Genomic DNA, 19,562 nt, shown 5'->3' on the forward strand with positions numbered 1-19,562 from the left:
GGCCTGGCGGCCGATCAGGCCCGCCAGAAGGGTTTGTCGGCCTCGTAGGCGACGTCGGACCAGGACAGCCCGACGTCATGGAGGTCGCGGGCGGTCCAGTTGGTCAGCTCGCGCCTGTTACGGTAGCGCTCGTGCCAGACGTGAAGCGTCTCGCCGATCTGCTGGATCAGGCCGGATGCATGATGATTTGTCATCAAATTGTCAGTCAAAGTAGACATTTTCAGCTCCTGGAGCTAAGTTGACCGCTAATATCTGCTTCCTACCGCGCTGCGACAAACGACAATTTGTACCTCTTCGCATGAAATAACGTCATGTATCCTGTTGCCAAATGACTGCCAGATTGCCGTCCCTCAACGGATTGCGGGCGTTCGAGGCCGCCGCGCGCCATCTCAGCTTCACGCTGGCAGCCAGCGAGCTGAACGTGACCCAGACCGCGATCAGCCATCAGATCCGCAGGCTGGAGGAGGAGCTCGGCATCCGCCTGTTCATCCGGCAGAACCGCGCACTGGCGCTGACGCCGGAGGCGCGCGACTACCTCCCGGGCGTCCGAGCCGCCTTCAACGACCTCCGGCTCGCCACCGATCGATTACTGCGCAAAGAGGACGACAAGGTGCTGACCGTGTCGACGCTGGCCTCGCTCGCGGCAAAATGGCTGCTGCCGCGGCTTACCGATTTCCAGGAGCAGCATCCCGGCATCGACGTGCGCATCACCACCTCGACCAGCCTCGTCGACTTCCAGCGCGACAATGTCGATGCCGCGATTCGCTATGGCCGCGGCCAGTGGCCGGGCGTGCGTGCCGACTGGTTGATGGCGGACGAACTGTTTCCGGTATGCAGTCCGTCACTGCTGCGCGGCGACAGGCCGCTGCGACGGCCTGAGGATCTGCGCAACCATCCGCTGCTGCACACCTCGAACGCCAACAGCGACGACTGGCGGTTGTGGCTGACCGCGGCGGGCCTGCCGGCCGATATCGCAAGGCAGCCCGGCATCACCTTCGACATGATCTTCATGACCATTCAGGCCGCGATCGACGGCATCGGCGTGGCGATGGGACGGACCTCCTACGTCCAGGACGACATCGCCAAGGGCCGCCTCGTTGTGCCCTTCAAGATCGCGCTGCCGGCCGATGCCGGGTTCTACCTGGTCGCGCTGGAGGGCCGCCGCGAGGCGCCGAAACTTGCCGCATTCCGGCAATGGATCGTCGCTGCAACGCAAAATAAATCCTGAAAAATCAATATCTTACCCCGCCCGGATGTCATTCCGGGGCGCCTCGAAGAGGCGAGCCCGGAATCCATTCTCCCACCATTTCTGTCGCACGATGGATTCCGGGCTCGCGCTACGCGCGCCCCGGAATGACGGCGCGGTTGGCTTACAACTCCACCACCACGTAGTCGCTCTCGATCCTGACCGGGATCGTCTCCGCGACATACGGCCCCTTCACCACGCTCGCGCCCGGCTCGACATGGGCCGGATAGGCCTTGACGCGGAAGCGGCGAGGGTCGCAGTAGGATTGACCGGTGCGGATGTCGAACTCCCAGCCGTGCCAGGGGCAGCGGATGATCTCCCCTAACTTGGTGTACTCGATCTCGCCGGGATTGCTCGATTGCGCCAGCCCGATCAGCGGACCTTCGCACAGCGCTGCGCCCTGATGCGGGCAGCGGTTCATCAGGCCGAAATACTCGCCCTTGATGTTGAAGATTGCGATCGGCCGCCCGTCGATCTCCAGAAACTTTCGCGTGCCCGGCGGAAGCTCGTCGACCGGTGCGATGACGTGTCTTGCCATCAGGAAACGCCGTAGAGCTTCTTCGCGTTGCCGAGGTAGAACGCCTCGCGATTGGCCTCGCTGACGCCCGCAGGCAAGACGCGCGAGGGCTCGTCATAGTCCCAATGCGGATAGTCGGTCGCGAACAAGAGCCGATCCCAGCCGATCCATTTGATGACGTCGAACAGATCCTCGCGCCGCTCCGGATCCTCCATCGGCTGCGTCGTCCACCACACCTGTTCGCGGATGTATTCCGACGGCGGCCGCTTCACATGCGGCACCTCGCTCCTGAGCCGCTGCCAGGCCTTGTCGAGCCGCCACGCCAGCGACGGCGCCCAGCCGAAGCCGGCCTCGATCATCACCATCTTCAATTTCGGGAAGCGCTCGAACACGCCCTCCAGCACGAGGCTCGCCAGCGCCGATTGCTGGCATTGCGAGTGACCCACCATCTCCTCGATGTAGTAGGACGGCCAGCCCGACGGCGTGATCGGATTGCCGCCGAAGCCGAAGGCGTGGACGCCGACGGGAAGGCCGGCCTCTTCCGCGGCCTGATAGATCGGCCAATAGCGGCGCTGGCCGAGCGGCTCGACATTGCGGCTGAGCAGCAGCACCTGCACGAAGTTCCTGTCGCCGGCGCGCTCGCGGATCTCGGCGGCGGCCGACAGCCCGTCCTCGTTGCCCACCACAATCGAGGCCTTCAGCCGCTTGTCCTTGGACGTCCATTTGTCGATCTGCCAGTCGTTGATCGCCGAGCATAGGGCCGCCGAGAGCTCGTGATTGCGGATGCCCTGCCCGGTGTTGAGCGGATTGAGCACGCCCAGCTGCACGTTGTTGGGATCGAGCAGCTGCTTCTGCATGAAAGACAGCGAGGAGCCCTGCGGCCCGCCTTCCGGCGGATAGGCATCGCGGCGCGAGGCGTTGGGCTGTGCTTTGGGATAGGGCGGGCCTTCCGTCATGCCCTGATAGGCATGGACGCCGTAGACCTCGAGGTGATGCTGCCAGCGTTTGGCGAGGTAGGGATAGAGCTCGGTGCGGGTGGCGCGTGCCGGATGGATGTCGCAGTCCGCGATCGCGGTCTTCACGGTGAGGGGAGCGACGGAATCCGTTCGTTCGCGGAACTGGATGTTCATGGCCTTGCCTCCTTGGGAGGGAGTTCTTTCAGGCGGGGATAGGTTGCATGCGGATTGTCGATCATGATCTTGCGCACGAGATCGGGGGACAGACCTTCGGGCAGCGCGTCCTGGCCGTCGAACTGCCAGTGCGGATAGTCCGTGGAGAATAGGACCAATTCGTCCGACTGCATATGATCAAACAGGCGAATTAATGTCTCTGGTTCCGGCGGCGCATCAAATGGTTGTAACGAGAAGCGGATGTTGCTGCGCACAATCTCCAGCGGCGCGCGATCGACCCAGGGCGTCTCCATCCGCACCCCGCGCCAGAACTTGTGCAGCCGCCAGAGATAGGGCGCGATCCAGGAGACGCCGGACTCCAGCATCACCATTTTCAGCCGCGGATATTTGGCGAACACGCCCTCGACGATCAGGCTGGTGAGCTGGGTCTGGAACGCCTGGGCCTGACCGACATAGTCCTCGATGTGGTAGGACCCCCATCCCACGGCGGTCGGCGGATTGTGATAGGCGGAACCGGCGTGGATGCCGACGGCAAGTTCCAGTCGCTCCGCCGCCTCATAGATCGGCCACAGCGCGCGCTTGCCGAGCGGCACGTCGCCCATCACGAGCATCAAGACCTGCACAAAGCGCCTGTCCGGCGCGCAGCGCTCGATCTCGGCGACCGCCTTCTCGACGCTTTGCGTCGGGATCACGATAGAGCCACGCAACCGCGCGTCGCGATCGAGCCATTCCTTCGCCAGCCAGTCGTTCAGCGCGCGGCAGAATGCAGCCTGCATGTCCTCGGAGAACACCATCTGCACGCCGTACAGCGGATTGCAGATGGCATGCTTGAGCTTGAAGGGATCGAGCACATGCCGCTGCATGTCCTCCAGGCGCTCGCCGGGCTTGCCGGTCTCGGGCTGCCAATCCGGCCGTGACGTAATCGGCGAGTTCTGCGGATAGGATTGCGAGACGAGGTCGACCATGCCGCGCGTCGTCACCTGATCGCGCCAATAATCGTTCAGGTACGGCAGCAGGCTGGTCAGATGCGGCACGGCCGGATGCACATCGCAGTCCACCCCGCCGGCGATCAGGGACGCCATGACGTCTCCTTCACGTTTCCTCGTCAATTCTTGTCTCGTGCCCGCATTCAAGCAGGCCTGCCCGCCGTCCGCAACTCAGCCGGGGCCGCCGGCATATGCTAGGAAGGCGCAGCTCGGTTGCGAAGGAATGAGGGGATTTAGGGATGAAAGAGCTCGTCGGCATTGCCGAACAGGTCGCGGCCCAACTGATCGCGCGCAAACAGACCATCGCGGTTGCGGAATCATCGGCCGGCGGCCTGATCTCGGCCAGCCTGCTCGCGGTGCCCGGCGCCTCCGCCTATTACCTCGGCGGCGCGGTGGTCTACACCCGCGATGCCAGACGGGTGCTGATGGATATTTCGGATGACGGCATGAAGGGTTTTCGGTCGTCGTCGGAGCCTTACGCGCAGTTGCTGGCCGAGCAGATGCGCAGCCGCTTCAATTGCGATTGGGGCCTGTCCGAGACCGGCGCCGCCGGCCCCACCGGCAACCGCTATGGCGATGCAGCGGGCCACAGCTGCATGGCAGTCGCGGGACCCGCCGCGGAGGTGATGACGCTGGAGACGGGCAGCAGCGACCGGTTTGCGAACATGCAGGTGTTCGCGGCAACGGCGCTGAAGTTGCTGCTGAGGAAGCTGCAGGGGTGACGGTGAGGGAATTGTGTCCGCGGCACAGCTCAACGTCACCGCCCCAAATGCCGCATGAAAATCCGAACCACATAGCCGTGAAAGCGCGGTGCTTCGTCGTAGAGGTCTGACGCAATGCGTTCGATGGTCTCGCGCAGGGACAGGAACTGTGCCTGACGGGCGCTGCTTTCGGTGCCCTGCATGCCCGCGAGCTCGTCCATCGCGGCGTCGCTGATCTGGCAATGCACGACCTCGCCATCGTTCAGCATGGTGAAGCGGAAGGCCAGCCGTTCGAGGTCGTGGCCGATGATCCTGTCGCGCGTCAGCGGCATTGCAAGCGTCCCGGTCAGCCCCCTCGCGGACAATGCGGAAAATTCTCCGGCTTGTCAGCAGGGAGGAAAGGGGGCCCCGACCTACTGGAACGCGACTTCGGCGAAACTGCGGAGCTTTCGCGAATGCAGGCGCTCCGATTCCTGCTGCTTGAGCCGCTCCAGCGCCTTGAGGCCGATCTCGAGATGCTGGCCGACGCGGCGGCGGTAGAACTCGCTGGCCATGCCCGCGAGCTTGATCTCGCCGTGCAGCGGCTTGTCGGACACGCAGAGCAGCGTGCCGTAGGGGACGCGAAAACGGTAGCCGTTGGCGGCGATGGCGGCTGATTCCATATCGAGCGCGACCGCGCGCGATTGCGACAGGCGGCGGATCACTTCAGGCCCGGAAATCTCCCAGTTGCGGTTGTCGACGCTCGCCACCGTCCCCGTGCGCATCAGGCGCTTCAGCTCGAAACCTTCGAGGCCCGTGACATCCTCGACCGCCTCCTCGAGCGCGACCTGCATCTCGGCGAGCGCCGGGATCGGCACCCACGGCGGCAGCTCGCGGTCGAGCACATGGTCCTCGCGCACATAGCCATGCGCGAGCACGTAGTCGCCGAGCCGCTGCGTGTTGCGCAGTCCCGCGCAATGGCCGAGCATGAGCCACGCATGCGGCCGCAGCACCGCGACGTGGTCGGTGATGTTGCGCGCATTGGACGGGCCGGTGCCGATGTTGATCAGCGTGATGCCGCGATAGCCAGCCTCGACCAGATGGAAGGCCGGCATCTGCGGTGTGCGCGCGGGGACAACGCCCGTGGTCGCGCCGCCGCCGCGCGTGATGACGTTGCCGGGCGCAACGAAAGCGTCGAGGCCCGCCTCGCCGGATTGAAGCCGCTGCTGGCAGAGTTGTGCGAAGGCGTCGACATAGAACTGGTAATTGGTGAAGATCACGAAGTTCTGGAAATATTCGGGATCGGTGCCGGTGTAGTGATAGAGCCGGCGCAGCGAGTAATCGACGCGAGCGGCGCGGAACAGGGACAGCGACTCGGGCGCACCCGGCCGGAGCTCGAAGGTGCCGTCGGCGATCGCATCGTCCATCGTCGCGAGATCAGGCACATCGAATGCGTCGCGCAACGATCGCGTCACGAGCGAGTTCTCGCTGGTGGTGATGGCGGCCTCGATATTGATGTCGCGGCGATAGGCGAAGTGGATCGGGATCGGCTCGGCCGATTCGCCGATCTCGACGGGCACGCCGTGGTTCTGGATCAGCAATCCGATCTGCTCGGTGAGGTAGCTGCGGAACAGATCCGGTCGCGTCACGCTGGTCTCGTGCACGCCGGGGCCGGCGACGAAGCCATACGACAGGCGCGAATCCAGCCGCGCGTGCGTCGCGGTAGTGATGCGAACGAAGGGATAATAGGCCCGCATGCGCGTCGTGACGGCCTCGCCATTGACATAGGCCTCGAACCGGTCGCGCAGGAACTTGGTGTTGCGCTCGTAGATGTCTTCGAGGCGGGCCACGGCCGCGGCCGCATCGGAGAAGGATTCGGTGGCGATGGAGGGTGGGGATTGCATTGTTCGACCGCCGGGTTGCTGTTTGCAATCGCAGTATAGCAAACTGGCAGCCAGGTCGTCATTGACGGCGCGCGTTCGCGCGTCACTTCTCCCGGAATGCGCGCATCAGCTGGTCGTGCAGCGGCTTCATCAGATAGGACAGCATGGTGCGGTCGCCGGTCTGGACGAAGGCTTCCACGGGCATGCCGGGAATCAGCTTGACGTCGCCGAGCCGGGCGACCTCCTCGGCCGGCATCGAGACGCGGATGGTGTAGTAGCCCTGGCCGGTGCGCTGGTCGGTGGTGACGTCGGGCGAGACGCGGCTCACGACGCCGTTGAGTTCGGGCGTGGTGCGCTGGTTGAACGCGGAGAGGCGCAGCAGCGTCCTTTGTCCGATCTGAAGCTTGTCGATGTCGACCGGATTGACCTTGGCCTCGACCTGGAGATCGTCGGCCTGCGGCACGATCAGCATCAAGGTATCGCCGGCGGTGACGACGCCGCCGACGGTGTGCACGGTCGATTGCAGCACCATGCCGTCCTGCGGCGCGCGGATGTCCACGCGCCGGAGCTGGTCTTCGGCCGCGACCTTGCGCTCGATCAGCTCGCCGATCTTGTCGTTGGTCTCGCGCAGGTCCTTGGAGACCTCGCTGACCACGTCCTTGTCGATCTGGATGATCTGGAGCTCGGTCTCGGTGATCTTGCCCTTGGCCTGGGCGCGCGAGGCGATGTACTGCGCGCGCTCGCCGTTGAGACGTGCCGAGTCGCGTTCGAGCTGGGTCAGGCGCGAGATCTGCACCAGGCGCTTTTCGTAGAGCTCGCGCACGCCGGTGAGCTCGTTCTGCACCAGCGCGATCTCCTGGTCCTTGGCCTTCTCCTGGGCGCTGAGACCGGAGATTTCCTCGTTGAGCTGCGTAATGCGCTCACGCAGCTGCGCTTTCTGCCCGGTGCGGCCGTTGACGCGGACGTCGAACAGCTTGGTTTCGGCCGAGAGCAGCACCTTGAGGTCGGGATCGCTGGCGCGATCGAGCAGCATTTGCGGAAACTCGATTCTGTCGAGACCGCGCTGCTCGGCCTGCAATCGCGCCGCACGCGCCTGCGCGGCATCGAGATTCTTGCTGACGATCGCAAGGTTGGCCTTGGTGACGGTGTCGTCGAGCCGCACCACGATGTCGCCGGCCTTGACCAGGTCGCCGTCGCGGGCGCGCACCTCGCCGACCACGCCGCCGGTCGGATGCTGCACCTTCTTGACGTTGGATTCGACCACGATCTGCCCCGGCGCGATCAGCGCGCCGGAGATCAGCACCGTCGACGCCCAGCCGCCGAGGCCGACGACCAGGACCACCACGATGGCGAGGCCGAGGACCAGGTGAAACTTGATGGAGTCGCCTACGGTCTTCTTCGCGGCAGGCTTCGCTCCGCCGATGGCCATCGTGCTCATGACTTTGTGCTCATGATTTGGCCACTCCGCCTTCGCTGACGATCTTGATCGGTGCCGGCGGCGTCGCGCGCGGCTGCAGTACCTGGGCGAGCACCTGCTCCTTGGGGCCGAACGCCTGCATGCGGCCGTCGCGCAGCACCAGGATCTGGTCGACCGCCTCGACGCCGATCGGGCGGTGCGCCACAACGACGACGATGGCACCGCGCTCGCGCGCCGAGCGAATGGCGCGGGTCAGCGCCTCGTCGCCTTCGGTGTCGAGATTGGAGTTGGGCTCGTCGAGCACGACCAGGAAAGGGTTGCCGTAGAGCGCGCGCGCCAGCGCCACGCGCTGCGCCTGGCCGGCGGAGAGCGCGGCGCCCTGCTCGCCGACCTGCGTGTTGTAGCCCTCGCGCATCTTGATGATCATCTCGTGCACGCCGGCCTCCTTGGCCGCGGCGATGATCGCGTCGGAGGTCGCCTCGGGATCGAACCGGCTGATGTTCTGCGCGATGGTGCCGCCGAACAGTTCGACGTCCTGCGGCAGATAGCCGATGTGGCGGCCGAGCATGTCGGACGACCATTGATCGAGCGCCGCGCCGTCGAGCCGCACCTTGCCGCGCACCGGCTGCCAGACCCCGACCAGTGCGCGGATCAATGACGACTTGCCGGAGCCGCTCGGGCCGATCACGCCGAGGCCGTTGCCTGCGGCGAGCGCGAAGGTGACGTCCTGCACCACGAGGCGCTGATCGCCGGGCGGCACCATGGCGACGCCTTCGACCGAGAGGCGGCTGGTGGGCGCCTGCAACTGGGTCGGCATCGCCTGCGCCGGCATCTGCTCCAGCAGGCGGGTGAGGCGGTGCCAGCTCTGGCGTGCGGCGACGAAGGATTTCCAATGCGCAATGGCGAGATCGACCGGAGCGAGCGCGCGGGCGGCGAGGATCGAGCCGGCGATGATGATGCCGGCCGTCGCCTCCTGGTGAATGACGAGATAGGCGCCGACCGCGAGCACGGCCGATTGCAGCATCATGCGCAGCACCTTTGCGACTGCGCCCAGACCGCCGGCGACGTCGCTCGCACGCTGATTGCCGGCAAGATATTTTTCGTTGGCTTCGCTCCAGCGCTGGTTCATCCGTCCCGCCATGCCCATCGACACCATCACCTCGGCGTTGCGGCGGCTGGCCTGGGCGAGATCGTTGCGCTGGGCGGCGAGCCCCATCGCCTCGCGTGCCGGCTGACGGGACATGAATTCGGTAACCAGGGTCAGGCCGACCAGGATGATGGCGCCGACCAGCGCGGTGACGCCGATCAGGACGTGGAAGGCGAAGCAGATGGCGAGATAAAGCGGTAGCCAGGGCAGATCGAAGAACGCGCTCGGGCCCATGCCGCCGAGGAAGGAACGGACATTGTCGAGATCGCGCAGCGGCTGGAGGCCCTCGTTGCGGCTGCCGACCAGAAGCGGCAGTCGCACGATGGTGTCGAACACGCGCTTGTTGAGGGCTTCGTCGAGCGACGTACCGATCCGCCCCAGGATGCGGTTGCGAATCATGTCGAGCACGCCCTGCGCCATGTAGAGGAAGCTGGCGAGGATGATGAGGCCGACCAGGGTCGGGATGCTGCGGCTCGGCAGCACCCGGTCGTAGACCTCCAGCATGAAGATCGACCCGGTCAGATAGAGCAGGTTGATCATGCAGCTCATCAGGCCGACGCCGATGAATGCCGTGCGACAAGCGCGCAAGGCGTCACCGAGCTCTGAACGGCGGACGCCAGGGATGGCTGCCATCAGTCTGATCTCTTTCGGCTAGGGGGCGAGGCCCCTGATTTCACGGGCAATTCAGGGTACTCGTTCCGGATTAACATCGTGTTCGCCCGGCGTCCAACGCAGCCGAGTTCATCCAGAGCCCTGATGGGCCACATCTACCCCTGATGGCCTCCCGCGCAAGTCCGGAATTTCACAGGCTTGCGGCTTTTTCTTGCAGGCTTTCAGCCTCTTCCGGGAAAATGGCGAGGCTGAAAGTTCCGGCCCGCCGAATGCGGGGGGCTAAAGCGCGATGCGACTGGGATGAATCGTCATCGCTTCAGGTTGTTGTTTAAGCATGATCTTTTCGGAAAATCGCTGCACACTTTTCCGGATCATGCTCCAGCTCAACTCATCCGAGACTATGACACCACGGTGACCGGCTCCGCCAGCACGCATCTCGCCGCCCTTCCCGGTCCGACCTCGACATTCGCGGGCAGTCGTTCCAGGCAGCGCGGCTCTGCGAACTTGCAGCGGGGAGCAAAGGAGCAATTGTGCGGCTTCTCCGCCAGCGAGGGCGGGGTGCCGGGAATGGTCTCCAGGCGGGCGCCGCGCTTGGCGCCGTGGACGGTCGAGGCGAGCAGGCCCTTGGCGTAGGGATGCACCGGCGAGCGGACGATGTCGCGAAGCGTGCCCTGCTCCACGATCTGGCCGGCATACATCACCGCGACGCGGTCGCAGATCTCGATGGCGACGCCGATGTCGTGGGTGACGAAGATGACGGACATGCCGAACTCGCGCTGCAGTTCGCGCAGCAGCAGCAGTATCTGGATCTGCACGGTGGCATCGAGCGCGGTGGTCGGCTCGTCCGCCAGCAGGATCTTGGGACGGCAGGCGAGCGCGAGCGCGATCATCGCGCGCTGACGCATGCCGCCGGACATCTCGTGCGGATAGGCGTCGAGCCGGCGCTTCGCCGAGGGGATGCGCACGACCTCGAGCATTTCGAGCGCCCGCGCCCTACCTTCCGCGAAACTCTTGCCTTCGTGACGCACGACGCTTTCGGCGATCTGCGCGCCGATGGTGTAGACCGGATCGAGCGCGAGCGCCGGCTCCTGGAAGATCATCGACACGGTCTGGCCACGAAACGACGACAGCTCCTCGTCGTTCATGGCGAGCACGTCGCGGCCCAGCACGTTGACCGTGCCAGTGATCTGCGTGCGCTTCTTCGGCAGCAGCCGCATCAGCGCACGCAGTGTCACGCTCTTGCCCGAACCGGACTCGCCGAGCAGGCCCAGCACCTCGCTGTTGCCGAGCGAGAGGCTGAGATCGTTCACGGCATAGACCGTGCGCTCGCCGGTGAAGCGGATGTTGAGGCCCGAGATCTCGACGAGTTTTGTCATGACGGCAGTTTCGGCAATCGGTCGTGATAGTCGGTGGCGCGCTGGAAGGCCGCGCCGATGGTGAGCAAGGTCGCTTCGTCGAAGGAGCGGCCGATCAGCTGCATGCCGACCGGCAGGCCGCTTCGGGTGAAGCCCGAGGGCACGGTGAGCGACGGCAGGCCGAGGAAATTCACCGGACGGGTGAACAGCGTGAGCCGCTGCAGCAGCGCCGGCGCGTTCGGGCCGCCGCCGACATCGCTTTCCTCGATGGTCGGCGCCGGCACGGGCGAGGCCGGCGCGATAACCGCATCCACTCCTGCTGTCGCGGCGTCGTGCGCGGCGAGCGCCGGCCCGCGCCAGCGCATCGCCTCGAGATAGGTGATGGCGGGAACGGCGAGGCCGTTCTGGAGCCGCATCAGGACCTGCGCGCCGTAGTCCTGCGGACGCTCGATCATCCAGCGCTTGTGGAAGGCGGCAGCTTCGGCCGCGAGCACGAGCTGGCTGGCCGAGGACAATTGCCGCTGGTCCGGCAGCTCGACCTTGACGATGTCGGCGCCCTCACGCTTGAGCACCGCGATGGTCTCGTCCAGCACGCGCGCGACCTCGCTGTCGAGATCGTCGACATAGAAGGACGCAGGGACGCCGATCTTGAAGCCCTTCAGCGCGCCTTTCGTCGCCGCGACGTAGTCCGACAGCGGCTCGTGGCTGCAGGTCGAATCGGCGGGATCGGGGCCGGCCATCAGCGCCAGCAACAGCGCGCAATCCTCGGCAGTGCGCGCCAGCGGGCCGACGGTGTCGAGCGATTGCGACAGCGGCATCGCGCCGGCACGGCTGACGCGGCCCACCGTGGTCTTGAGACCGGTGACGCCGCAGAAATGCGCGGGCATGCGGATCGAGCCGCCGGTGTCGGAGCCGAGCGCCGCATAGGTCAGGCGCGCGGCGACCGCCGAGCCGGAACCCGACGAGGAGCCGCCGGTGATGTGCGCGACGTTCCAGGGATTGCGCACCGGTCCGTAATGGGCGTTGTGCCCGGTCGGCCCATACGCGAATTCGGCCAGATGCAACGTGCCGAGGCGGACCTGGCCGGCGTCCTTCAACCGCTGCAAGGCCGTGGAGGTCACGGTCGGCACGAAGTCGCGGCGGATCAGCGAGCCACAGGTCGCGACGTGGCCCGCGTCGTAGTACATATCCTTGTGCGCGAGCGGCACGCCGTGCAGGGGACCCCGGACATTGCCCTTGGCGAGCTCGGCATCGGCTGCATCCGCCGCTTTCAACGCAGCCTCCGCCTCGATCGACATGAAGGCATTGAGGTGCGGCTGCCACTGCGCAATGCGATGCAGCAGCGCGCGCGTAACTTCATGCGAGGACAGCTGCTTCGTCGCGATCGCACGTGCGACCCCGGTGAGCGTCATCAATGCGGGTTCGGTGCTCATTTCGACACCTTCTGCGTCTGCGCGAGCACATAGCCGGCGGGCTCGAGGTCGAACGGCAGCGTGCCGGCAATGGCCGCGAAGCCCTCGAAGGCAGGTCCGATGGCATTGGAGATGCGGGTTGCGATCTCGTCGTCCACGGGCACGCCTGCGACCAGCGCGATCGGCTTGATGTCTTTCGGTGTCGGTCTCGTCATGCGGTCTTCTCCCTGGGCGCGCGGCTATGGCCTGAACCCGGTATAGCCATGTAGCACGCGGCCTCGTGGCCCATTCTATCGAGCGCGGTGAGCTTTGGTGTCGCATTTGCGCAGATCGGCTCCGCAAACGGACAACGGGTATGGAAGCGGCAGCCCGACGGCGGATCGATCGGATTGGGCGGATCGCCTGATATCGGCGGCGTCTCGGTGCGCTTGTCCGGGTCCGATGACGGCATCGCCGCGAGAAGGGCGCGCGTGTAGGGGTGGGCAGGCGCGTCCCAGACCTGGTCGACCGGGCCGAGCTCGACGACCTCGCCGAGATACATCACCAGCACGCGGTCCGAGATGTAACGGACCACGTTGAGGTCGTGGCTGATGAAGAGATAGGTCAGGCCGAACTCGCGCTTGAGGTCGGCAAGCAGGTTGAGCACCTGCGCCTCGACGGATTTGTCCAGCGCCGAGACGGCTTCGTCCAGGATCACCAGCCGCGGCGACAGCGCCAGTGCCCGGGCGATATTGACGCGCTGCCGCTGGCCGCCGGAGATCTCGTGCGGATAGCGGTTGGCGAACGTTTCCGGACGCAAGCCGACCTTGCCGAGCAGCTCGCGCGCGAGCGCACGTGCCGTGGCGTCGGCCATGCCGTGCACCTTGGGGCCGAAGGCGATCGATTCCTCGATGGTGAGGCGCGGATTGAGCGAGGCGTAGGAGTCCTGGAACACCATCTGCATGCCGCGGCGCAATTCGCGCAAGCTCAGCGACTGGCCGACGGTCATGCCGTCATAGATGATGTCGCCGTCGTCGCGCGGCATCAGATGCATCAGCAGCCGCGCGGTGGTGGACTTGCCGCAACCGGACTCGCCGACGATGCCGACCGTCTCACCCTTGGCGACGGCGAACGAGACGTTGTCGACGGCGCGCACGGTACGCTTGGCGGCGAACAACCCACCGCGCACCGGGAAATGCTTCGTCAGGCCGTTGACCTGAAGCAGCGGCTGCGCGACGCCGCCGACGTCCTCGACCGGCTCCAGCATTTCGACAGATGTGCTCTCGCTCATGGCAGCCGCCCTACACTTTTCCCGATCCGGGCAGGGCAACCCCATATGGCTGGTACTAAAGTCTCCACGCCGTCATGGCCGGGCTTGTCCCGGCCATCCACGCCTTGCCACGCGGAACGAAGAACGTGGATGCCCGGGACAAGCCCGGGCATGACGACCTTCCGTGCGGCGCCATTGTGCTTCTGCATCATCATTCGTCAGTTCCTGATGTCCATGGCGCTGCGCAGGCCGTCCGAGAGCAGGTTGAAGCAGATCGAGACCGCGAAGATCATCGCGCCCGGCAACGCTGCGACCCAGGGATTGACGTAGATCGCGGTACGCAGCGTGTTCAGCATCAGGCCCCATTCCGGCTCCGGCGGTTTTGTGCCGAGACCGAGGAAGGACAGACCGGCCGCCAGGATCATCGAGACCGAGATCAGGCTCGTGGCATAGACGAAGATTGCACCGAGCACGTTGCCGAGGATGTGCACGCGCATGATGGTGAAGGGCCCGGCGCCGGAGGCACGCGCAGCCTCGACGAAGTCCATGTTGCGCACGCCTGTCGTGACGCTCTCGGCGACGCGCGTGATCTGCGGCACGAACACCACGGTCAACGACACGATGGAATTGAGGATGCCGGCCCCGAGCGCACCGGAGATCGCGATCGCCAGCAGCACGGAGGGGAAGGCGTAGAACACGTCGATCGTGCGCATGATCGCGGTGTTGAGCTTGCCGCCGACATAGCCGGCGATGATGCCGAGCGAGGTGCCGATGCAGAAGGCGAGGATCACGGGCAGGATGCCGATGACCAGCGACAGCCGGCCACCGTAGATCAGCCGTGCCAGCATGTCGCGGCCGAGTTCGTCGGTGCCGAGCGGATAGCCCGCCGTGCCGATGTGGCGCAGGCGGCGGATCATCGAGCCCTTGTAGGGATCTTCGAGACCCAGCCACGGCGCAAGGACCGCGGAGAGGAAGATCAGCAGCAGCACCAGCGCACAGGCCATGCTGACCTTGTCGCGCATGATGCGGCGGCCCACGGTCGCCCAGTAGCCGCGCGCCTTGGTCGCGGGCGCGGCCTGGAGCGCGGCGTCGGCGGTGGCGGACAACGGAAGCTCGCTCATCGGCTAGCCCCGCTTGATGCGCGGGTCGATCGCGGCTTGGGCGATGTCGACCAGCAGATTGAGGAAGACGAAGAACAGCGCCAGGATCAGGATCGTGCCTTGCAGCAGCGGCAGGTCGCGCTGGAAGATTGCCGAATTGAGCAGGAAGCCCGAGCCTGGCCAGGAGAACACGGTCTCGATCAGGATCGAGCCGCCGAGCATGTAGCCGAGCTGAAGTCCCATCACCGCCAGCGCGGTGGGCGCGGCGTTCTTGATGACGTGGCGAAACACGCCACGCTCGTGCAGGCCCTTGGCCCGCAAGGCCTCGACGAAGTCCTGCGAGAGAATGTCACCGGTGAGGGCGCGCACCGTGCGGGTAACGATGCCCATGGGAATCACCGATGTCGTGATCGCCGGCAGCACCAGATATTTCAGATGCGCCCAGTCCCACGCCCAGGAATTGGAGCCACCGGGCCCGGCGCCGACCGCGGGCAGCCAGTTCAGCTGGACCGAGAAGATGATGACGAGCAGCATGCCGAGCCAGTAATGCGGCACGGAGACGCCGGCGATGGCAAAGGACGTTGCGACCTTGTCGATCCAGGTCTCGCGAAAATAGCCGGCGATCAAGCCGAGCAGGATGCCCATTGTGAAGCCGATGATGGCCGCGGCAATCGCGAGCGTGACCGTGTTGCCGACCGCGCGCATGACCTCGGCCAGGACGGGGCGTCCCGTCGCGATGGAATTACCGAGGTCGCCATGCAGCGCGCGCAAGAGCCAGAGGCCGAACTGCACCGGCAGCGGCCGGTCGAAGCCATAGGCGGCGCGGAGCTGCGCGGCGAGCTCCTGCGAGGCATCGGCCGGCAGCACCGCGACGAGCGGATCGCCCGGCGTGATGTGCACAAGCAGAAAACACACCAGCGCGACGCTGATGACGATCGGGACGACATAGACGATGCGTCGGGCGATATAGGCGAGCACGTTGGTTACTCAGGTTGGCGCATGGACATCTCGGACGTCATGGCCGGGCTTGTCCCGGCCATCCACGTTTCTTCCTGCTCGGTCATTCCGGGACGATGCGAAGCATCGAAGCCGGAATCTCGAGATTCCGGGCTCGCCCTGCGTGCGCCCCGGAATGACTGAGCTGCGGAAAGACGTGGATGCCCGGGTCAAGCCCGGGCATGACGTGATAGAGTGAGGGCCGCCTCACGGCGCGATCGACACCGGCGAGAAGTCGATGAACCAGCTCTTCGGCTGCACCACGCCTTTCACCTTCGGGCTCATCGCGCGCGGGCCGACGTCGTGGGCGACATAGAGGAAGGCCGCGTCGTCGACGGAGGCCGCGTGCAGCTCGGCGAGCGCGGCGTCACGTGCGGCGGGATCGAAGGTCTGCCGCGCCTTCTTCACCAGCTCGTCGAATTTGGGGTTGTTGATGAAGCCCCAATTGTTCGAGACCGGCGGCGCCATGCCCGATTGCAGGAAGCGCACCAGGGCGAAGAACGGGTCCATCGCCGCATAGGTGACGTTGGTCGCGTTCGCGCCGTTGGCCGAGGGGTCCTTGGCACCGCGGCGCCAGTTGGTGAACAGCGTATTCCACTCGATGACGTCGAGCTTCACGTCGAAATAGCATTCGGCCAGCGCCTGCTGGAGATATTCGTTCATCGCCAGCGGCTGCATCTGGCCCGAACCGGACGCAGACGTCTGCGTCTTGACCGTCAGCTTCTTGTTGGGGCCGAAGCCGGCCTCCTGCATCAGCTTCTGCGCAGCAGCCTTGTCGTATTTGATCTGGAAGCTGGGATTGCCGCGCCAGGGATGGCCAGGCTCGAAGGTGCCGGTCGCGGGCACCATCAGGCCGGCGAGCAGGCCGTCCTTGAGGGCTTCGCGGTCGATGCAGAGGTTCGCCGCCTTGCGCACGCGGATGTCGTTCCAGGGCGAGCCCTCGATGCGCGAGAACTGCCACGGCCAGACATGCGGCTGCTCGTTGGCGTAGAGCTTGAAGCCGCGCTGCTTGAGCTCGGGCAGTGCATCCGGCGCGGGCGCCTCGACCCAATCGACCTGTCCGGAAAGCAGCGCCGCGGTGCGCGCATTCGCTTCCGGCATCGGCAGGAGCACCATCTTGTCGATCTTGGGCACGCGTGCCTTGTCCCAATAGTTCGCGTTCTTGACCAGCTCGAGCCGCTCGCGCGGCGTGAAGCTCGACATCTTCCACGGGCCGGTGCCCGAAGCGTCCTTGGCGAACGCGGTCCAGGCGGCCTGCGACTTGGCCTTGGCATCGGCGCCTTCGGCCTTGTCGTAGAAGGCCCGCCACTTCGCCGGGCTCGCCATGAACAGGTTGGTGAGGTTGATCGGCAGGAAGCTGTCGGGCTCCTTGGTGGTAAGCTCGACCGTCATGTCGTCGATCTTCTTCGCCGAGGCCAGCGTCGGCATGCGCGAGGCCGTGACGCCGACCTGACTGGCGTCGAACTGCGGCGCATCCTGCTTCAGCACCTTCTCGACGTTCCACACGACGGCATCGGCGTTGAACGGCGAGCCGTCATGGAAAGTGACACCGGGGCGCAGCTTGAACACCCACTTGGTCTTGTCGGCATCGTCGACCTTCCACTCGGTGGCAAGACCAGGGATCACCACGCTCGCCTTGTCGGCGGAGGACAGGTCCCAGCCGGTCAGCGCGTCGTACATGGTGAGACCGGTGAAGCGATTGCCTTCAAAACCCTGATCGGGCTGACCCAGGGTGCGCGGAATATCGGCAGCGGTCATGCCGATGCGCAGCACGGTCTCGGCGCTGACCGCACGCGGCCATGCGGCCACGCTGCCGAGCGCCAACAGCGCGATCAGCGCCGCGCGGGTCTTGTTCTTCTTGATAAGCATCGCCTCAATCCTTTTCCGGCTTTCGATGATTAATTTTGATGCAGCGGTATGCAATGGCTATGCCAAGGAGAAACTTATTCTGCAGATTGCCCCCGGGACGACAAGTCTTTGTGATGACGCACGGGCGAAATCGGGGCGCTGCCTATTCTGGCATCAAGATTGCAAGTTCGGCCCCAGATCCTCCCTGGAGCTTTGACTTATGTGTATTCGCCTGTCGACCTGTCTCGCCGTGCTTGCGCTGGCAGTTTCCGCAATCTCGGCGCGCGCCGAAACGGTGGTGCGTTACGGCATCTCGATGGCGGACATCCCGCTGACGACAGGCCAGCCCGATCGCGGCGCCGGCGCTTACCAATTCACGGCCTACACGATCTACGATCCCCTGGTCGCCTGGGAGATGGACGTCGCCGATCGCCCCGGCAAGCTGGTGCCGGGGCTCGCCACCGAATGGAAAGTCGACGATGCCGACAAGACCAAGTGGCGCTTTACGCTTCGCAAGGGCGTGAAGTTTCACGATGGCAGCGAGTTCAACGCCGATGCGGTGATCTGGAATCTGGACAAGGTGCTCAACGACAAGGCACCGCAGTTCGACAAGCGGCAGAGCGCGCAGGTGAAGACCCGCCTGCCCTCCGTCGCGAGCTACGCCAAGGTCGACGACTTTACCGTGGAAATCACCACCAAGACGGTCGATTCCTTCTTCCCGTATCAGATGCTGTGGTTCCTGGTGTCGAGCCCGGCGCAATATGAAAAGCTCGGCAAGGATTGGGACAAGTTCGCCAGCCAGCCCTCGGGCACCGGCCCTTTCAAATTGACCAAGCTGGTGCCGCGCGAGCTCGCCGAGCTGACCAAGAACCCTGACTACTGGAACAAGAAGCGGATTCCGAAGGTCGACAAGATCGTGCTGGTGCCGATGCCGGAAGCGTTGACGCGCACCAATGCGTTGCTTGCCGGCCAGGTCGACCTGATCGAGACGCCGGCGCCGGATGCCGTGCCGCAGCTGAAAGCGGCCGGCATGAAGCTCGTCGACAACGTCACGCCGCATGTCTGGAACTATCATCTCAGCGTGCTGCCCGGCTCGCCCTGGACCGACATCCGCCTGCGCAAGGCGCTCAACCTTGCGATCGATCGCGAGGCGGTGGTCGGCCTGATGAATGGCCTCGCCAAGCCGGCCAAAGGCCAGGTCGATCCGTCAAGCCCATGGTTCGGCAAACCGACCTTCGAGCTGAAATATGATCTCGCAGCAGCCAAGAAGCTGGTCGAGGAAGCCGGCTACTCCAAGGCCAAGCCGCTGAAGACCACATTCATCATCGCGCAGGGCGGCACCGGACAGATGCTGTCGCTGCCGATGAACGAATTCCTGCAGCAGAGCTTCAAGGAGATCGGCATCGACATCGATTTCAAGGTCGTCGAGCTCGAGACGCTCTATACCCATTGGCGCAAGGGCGCGGCCGACGAGATGAACGCCGGCATCACCGCCAACAACATCGCCTATGTCACCTCGGACCCGCTCTACGCCATCGTCCGCTTCTTCCATTCCGGGCAGATCGCGCCTGTCGGCGTCAACTGGGGCGGCTACAAGAACCCGAAGGTGGATGCGCTGATCGACGAGGCCAAGCAGACCTTCGATGCCACCAAGCAGGACGAGCTGCTGGCGCAGGCGCATGCGCTGATCGTGGACGATGCCGCACTGGTCTGGGTCGTCCACGACACCAACCCGCACGCGCTGTCGCCGAAGATCAAGCAATTCGTGCAGGCGCAGCACTGGTTCCAGGATCTGACGACGATCGGGGTGGAGTGAGGGACGCCCTGCTTCCGCAAACACCACTGTCGTCCCGGGGCGCGACATAGTCGCGAGCCCGGGATCCATAGCCACAGACCGTAATTTTGCGAAGACTTGGAGATACCAGCTCGCGCCATAACCTCTCCCTGTGGTTATGGATCCCCACCTGCGCGGGGATGACACCAT

General features: G+C 65.0%; 18 protein-coding genes. 3 read left to right on the forward strand and 15 right to left on the reverse strand.

Translation table 11 applies throughout. The features are described from left to right. Positions 1-14: 14 nt before the first annotated feature. Positions 15-218: a DUF1127 domain-containing protein gene (locus ACSHT2_RS17125; protein WP_440642581.1), complete on the reverse strand. Its 204-nt coding sequence runs from the start codon at positions 216-218 to the stop codon at positions 15-17. 110 nt (positions 219-328) lie between these two features. Here ACSHT2_RS17125 and ACSHT2_RS17130 point away from each other — a divergent pair, with 110 nt between their 5' ends. Further along, the gene (locus ACSHT2_RS17130) at positions 329-1,228 is read left to right on the forward strand and encodes a transcriptional regulator GcvA (RefSeq protein ID WP_440642582.1); all 900 of its coding nucleotides are present in this window, start codon (positions 329-331) and stop codon (positions 1,226-1,228) included. Between the two features lie 142 nt (positions 1,229-1,370). On the opposite strand, the gene ACSHT2_RS17135 is transcribed toward ACSHT2_RS17130, so the two are convergent. The 3 genes from ACSHT2_RS17135 to ACSHT2_RS17145 are packed head-to-tail and all read right to left on the reverse strand — an operon-like array spanning position 1,371 to position 3,975. Then, complete coding sequence (locus tag ACSHT2_RS17135) at positions 1,371-1,784, reverse strand: Rieske (2Fe-2S) protein (RefSeq protein ID WP_440642583.1); 414 nt, start codon at positions 1,782-1,784, stop codon at positions 1,371-1,373. Further along, complete coding sequence (locus ACSHT2_RS17140; protein WP_440642584.1) at positions 1,784-2,893, reverse strand: amidohydrolase family protein; 1,110 nt, start codon at positions 2,891-2,893, stop codon at positions 1,784-1,786. Before ACSHT2_RS17140 ends, ACSHT2_RS17135 begins: the two co-directional genes overlap by 1 nt. Beyond that, positions 2,890-3,975: an amidohydrolase family protein gene (locus ACSHT2_RS17145; RefSeq protein ID WP_440642585.1), complete on the reverse strand. Its 1,086-nt coding sequence runs from the start codon at positions 3,973-3,975 to the stop codon at positions 2,890-2,892. Before ACSHT2_RS17145 ends, ACSHT2_RS17140 begins: the two co-directional genes overlap by 4 nt. Positions 3,976-4,118: 143 nt before the next feature. Between ACSHT2_RS17145 and ACSHT2_RS17150 the strand changes: the two genes are divergently transcribed. Next, positions 4,119-4,601 carry a CinA family protein gene (locus tag ACSHT2_RS17150; RefSeq protein WP_440642586.1) on the forward strand — a complete coding sequence of 161 codons (483 nt, stop codon included), beginning with the start codon at positions 4,119-4,121 and terminating at the stop codon, positions 4,599-4,601. A 35-nt stretch (positions 4,602-4,636) separates the two neighbouring features. Here ACSHT2_RS17150 and ACSHT2_RS17155 read toward each other — a convergent pair whose 3' ends face one another. The 11 genes from ACSHT2_RS17155 to ACSHT2_RS17205 form a co-directional block, all read right to left on the reverse strand. Continuing rightward, entirely contained in the window at positions 4,637-4,912 is a 276-nt protein-coding gene (locus ACSHT2_RS17155) for a DUF1488 family protein (protein WP_440642587.1), read from the reverse strand. An 81-nt stretch (positions 4,913-4,993) separates the two neighbouring features. Next, positions 4,994-6,463 (reverse strand): AMP nucleosidase, encoded by a 1,470-nt coding sequence (locus ACSHT2_RS17160; protein WP_440642588.1) that lies wholly within the window; start codon positions 6,461-6,463, stop codon positions 4,994-4,996. An 82-nt stretch (positions 6,464-6,545) separates the two neighbouring features. Further along, entirely contained in the window at positions 6,546-7,880 is a 1,335-nt protein-coding gene (locus tag ACSHT2_RS17165) for an HlyD family type I secretion periplasmic adaptor subunit (RefSeq protein ID WP_440642589.1), read from the reverse strand. A gap of 10 nt (positions 7,881-7,890) precedes the next feature. Then, on the reverse strand, positions 7,891-9,639 hold the full coding sequence (locus tag ACSHT2_RS17170; protein ID WP_440642590.1) for a type I secretion system permease/ATPase: 1,749 nt from the start codon (positions 9,637-9,639) through the stop codon (positions 7,891-7,893). A 377-nt stretch (positions 9,640-10,016) separates the two neighbouring features. Next, positions 10,017-10,994 carry an ABC transporter ATP-binding protein gene (locus tag ACSHT2_RS17175; RefSeq protein ID WP_440642591.1) on the reverse strand — a complete coding sequence of 326 codons (978 nt, stop codon included), beginning with the start codon at positions 10,992-10,994 and terminating at the stop codon, positions 10,017-10,019. Continuing rightward, on the reverse strand, positions 10,991-12,406 hold the full coding sequence (locus tag ACSHT2_RS17180) for an amidase (protein WP_440642592.1): 1,416 nt from the start codon (positions 12,404-12,406) through the stop codon (positions 10,991-10,993). The genes ACSHT2_RS17175 and ACSHT2_RS17180 overlap by 4 nt, the downstream gene beginning before the upstream one ends. Beyond that, the gene (locus tag ACSHT2_RS17185; protein ID WP_028179607.1) at positions 12,403-12,600 is read right to left on the reverse strand and encodes a hypothetical protein; all 198 of its coding nucleotides are present in this window, start codon (positions 12,598-12,600) and stop codon (positions 12,403-12,405) included. The genes ACSHT2_RS17180 and ACSHT2_RS17185 overlap by 4 nt, the downstream gene beginning before the upstream one ends. Then, entirely contained in the window at positions 12,597-13,655 is a 1,059-nt protein-coding gene (locus ACSHT2_RS17190; protein ID WP_440642593.1) for an ABC transporter ATP-binding protein, read from the reverse strand. The genes ACSHT2_RS17185 and ACSHT2_RS17190 overlap by 4 nt, the downstream gene beginning before the upstream one ends. Before the next feature lie 197 nt (positions 13,656-13,852). Then, entirely contained in the window at positions 13,853-14,755 is a 903-nt protein-coding gene (locus ACSHT2_RS17195; protein WP_440642594.1) for an ABC transporter permease, read from the reverse strand. Positions 14,756-14,758: 3 nt separating this feature from the next. Beyond that, the gene (locus ACSHT2_RS17200; protein ID WP_440642595.1) at positions 14,759-15,712 is read right to left on the reverse strand and encodes an ABC transporter permease; all 954 of its coding nucleotides are present in this window, start codon (positions 15,710-15,712) and stop codon (positions 14,759-14,761) included. A gap of 225 nt (positions 15,713-15,937) precedes the next feature. Next, positions 15,938-17,599: an ABC transporter substrate-binding protein gene (locus tag ACSHT2_RS17205; RefSeq protein WP_440642596.1), complete on the reverse strand. Its 1,662-nt coding sequence runs from the start codon at positions 17,597-17,599 to the stop codon at positions 15,938-15,940. 199 nt (positions 17,600-17,798) lie between these two features. Here ACSHT2_RS17205 and ACSHT2_RS17210 point away from each other — a divergent pair, with 199 nt between their 5' ends. Beyond that, on the forward strand, positions 17,799-19,394 hold the full coding sequence (locus ACSHT2_RS17210) for an ABC transporter substrate-binding protein (RefSeq protein WP_440642597.1): 1,596 nt from the start codon (positions 17,799-17,801) through the stop codon (positions 19,392-19,394). Positions 19,395-19,562 lie beyond the last annotated feature (168 nt).

Origin of the sequence: Bradyrhizobium sp. PUT101 (genome assembly GCF_052043945.1) — a bacterium.
GTDB lineage: Bacteria > Pseudomonadota > Alphaproteobacteria > Rhizobiales > Xanthobacteraceae > Bradyrhizobium.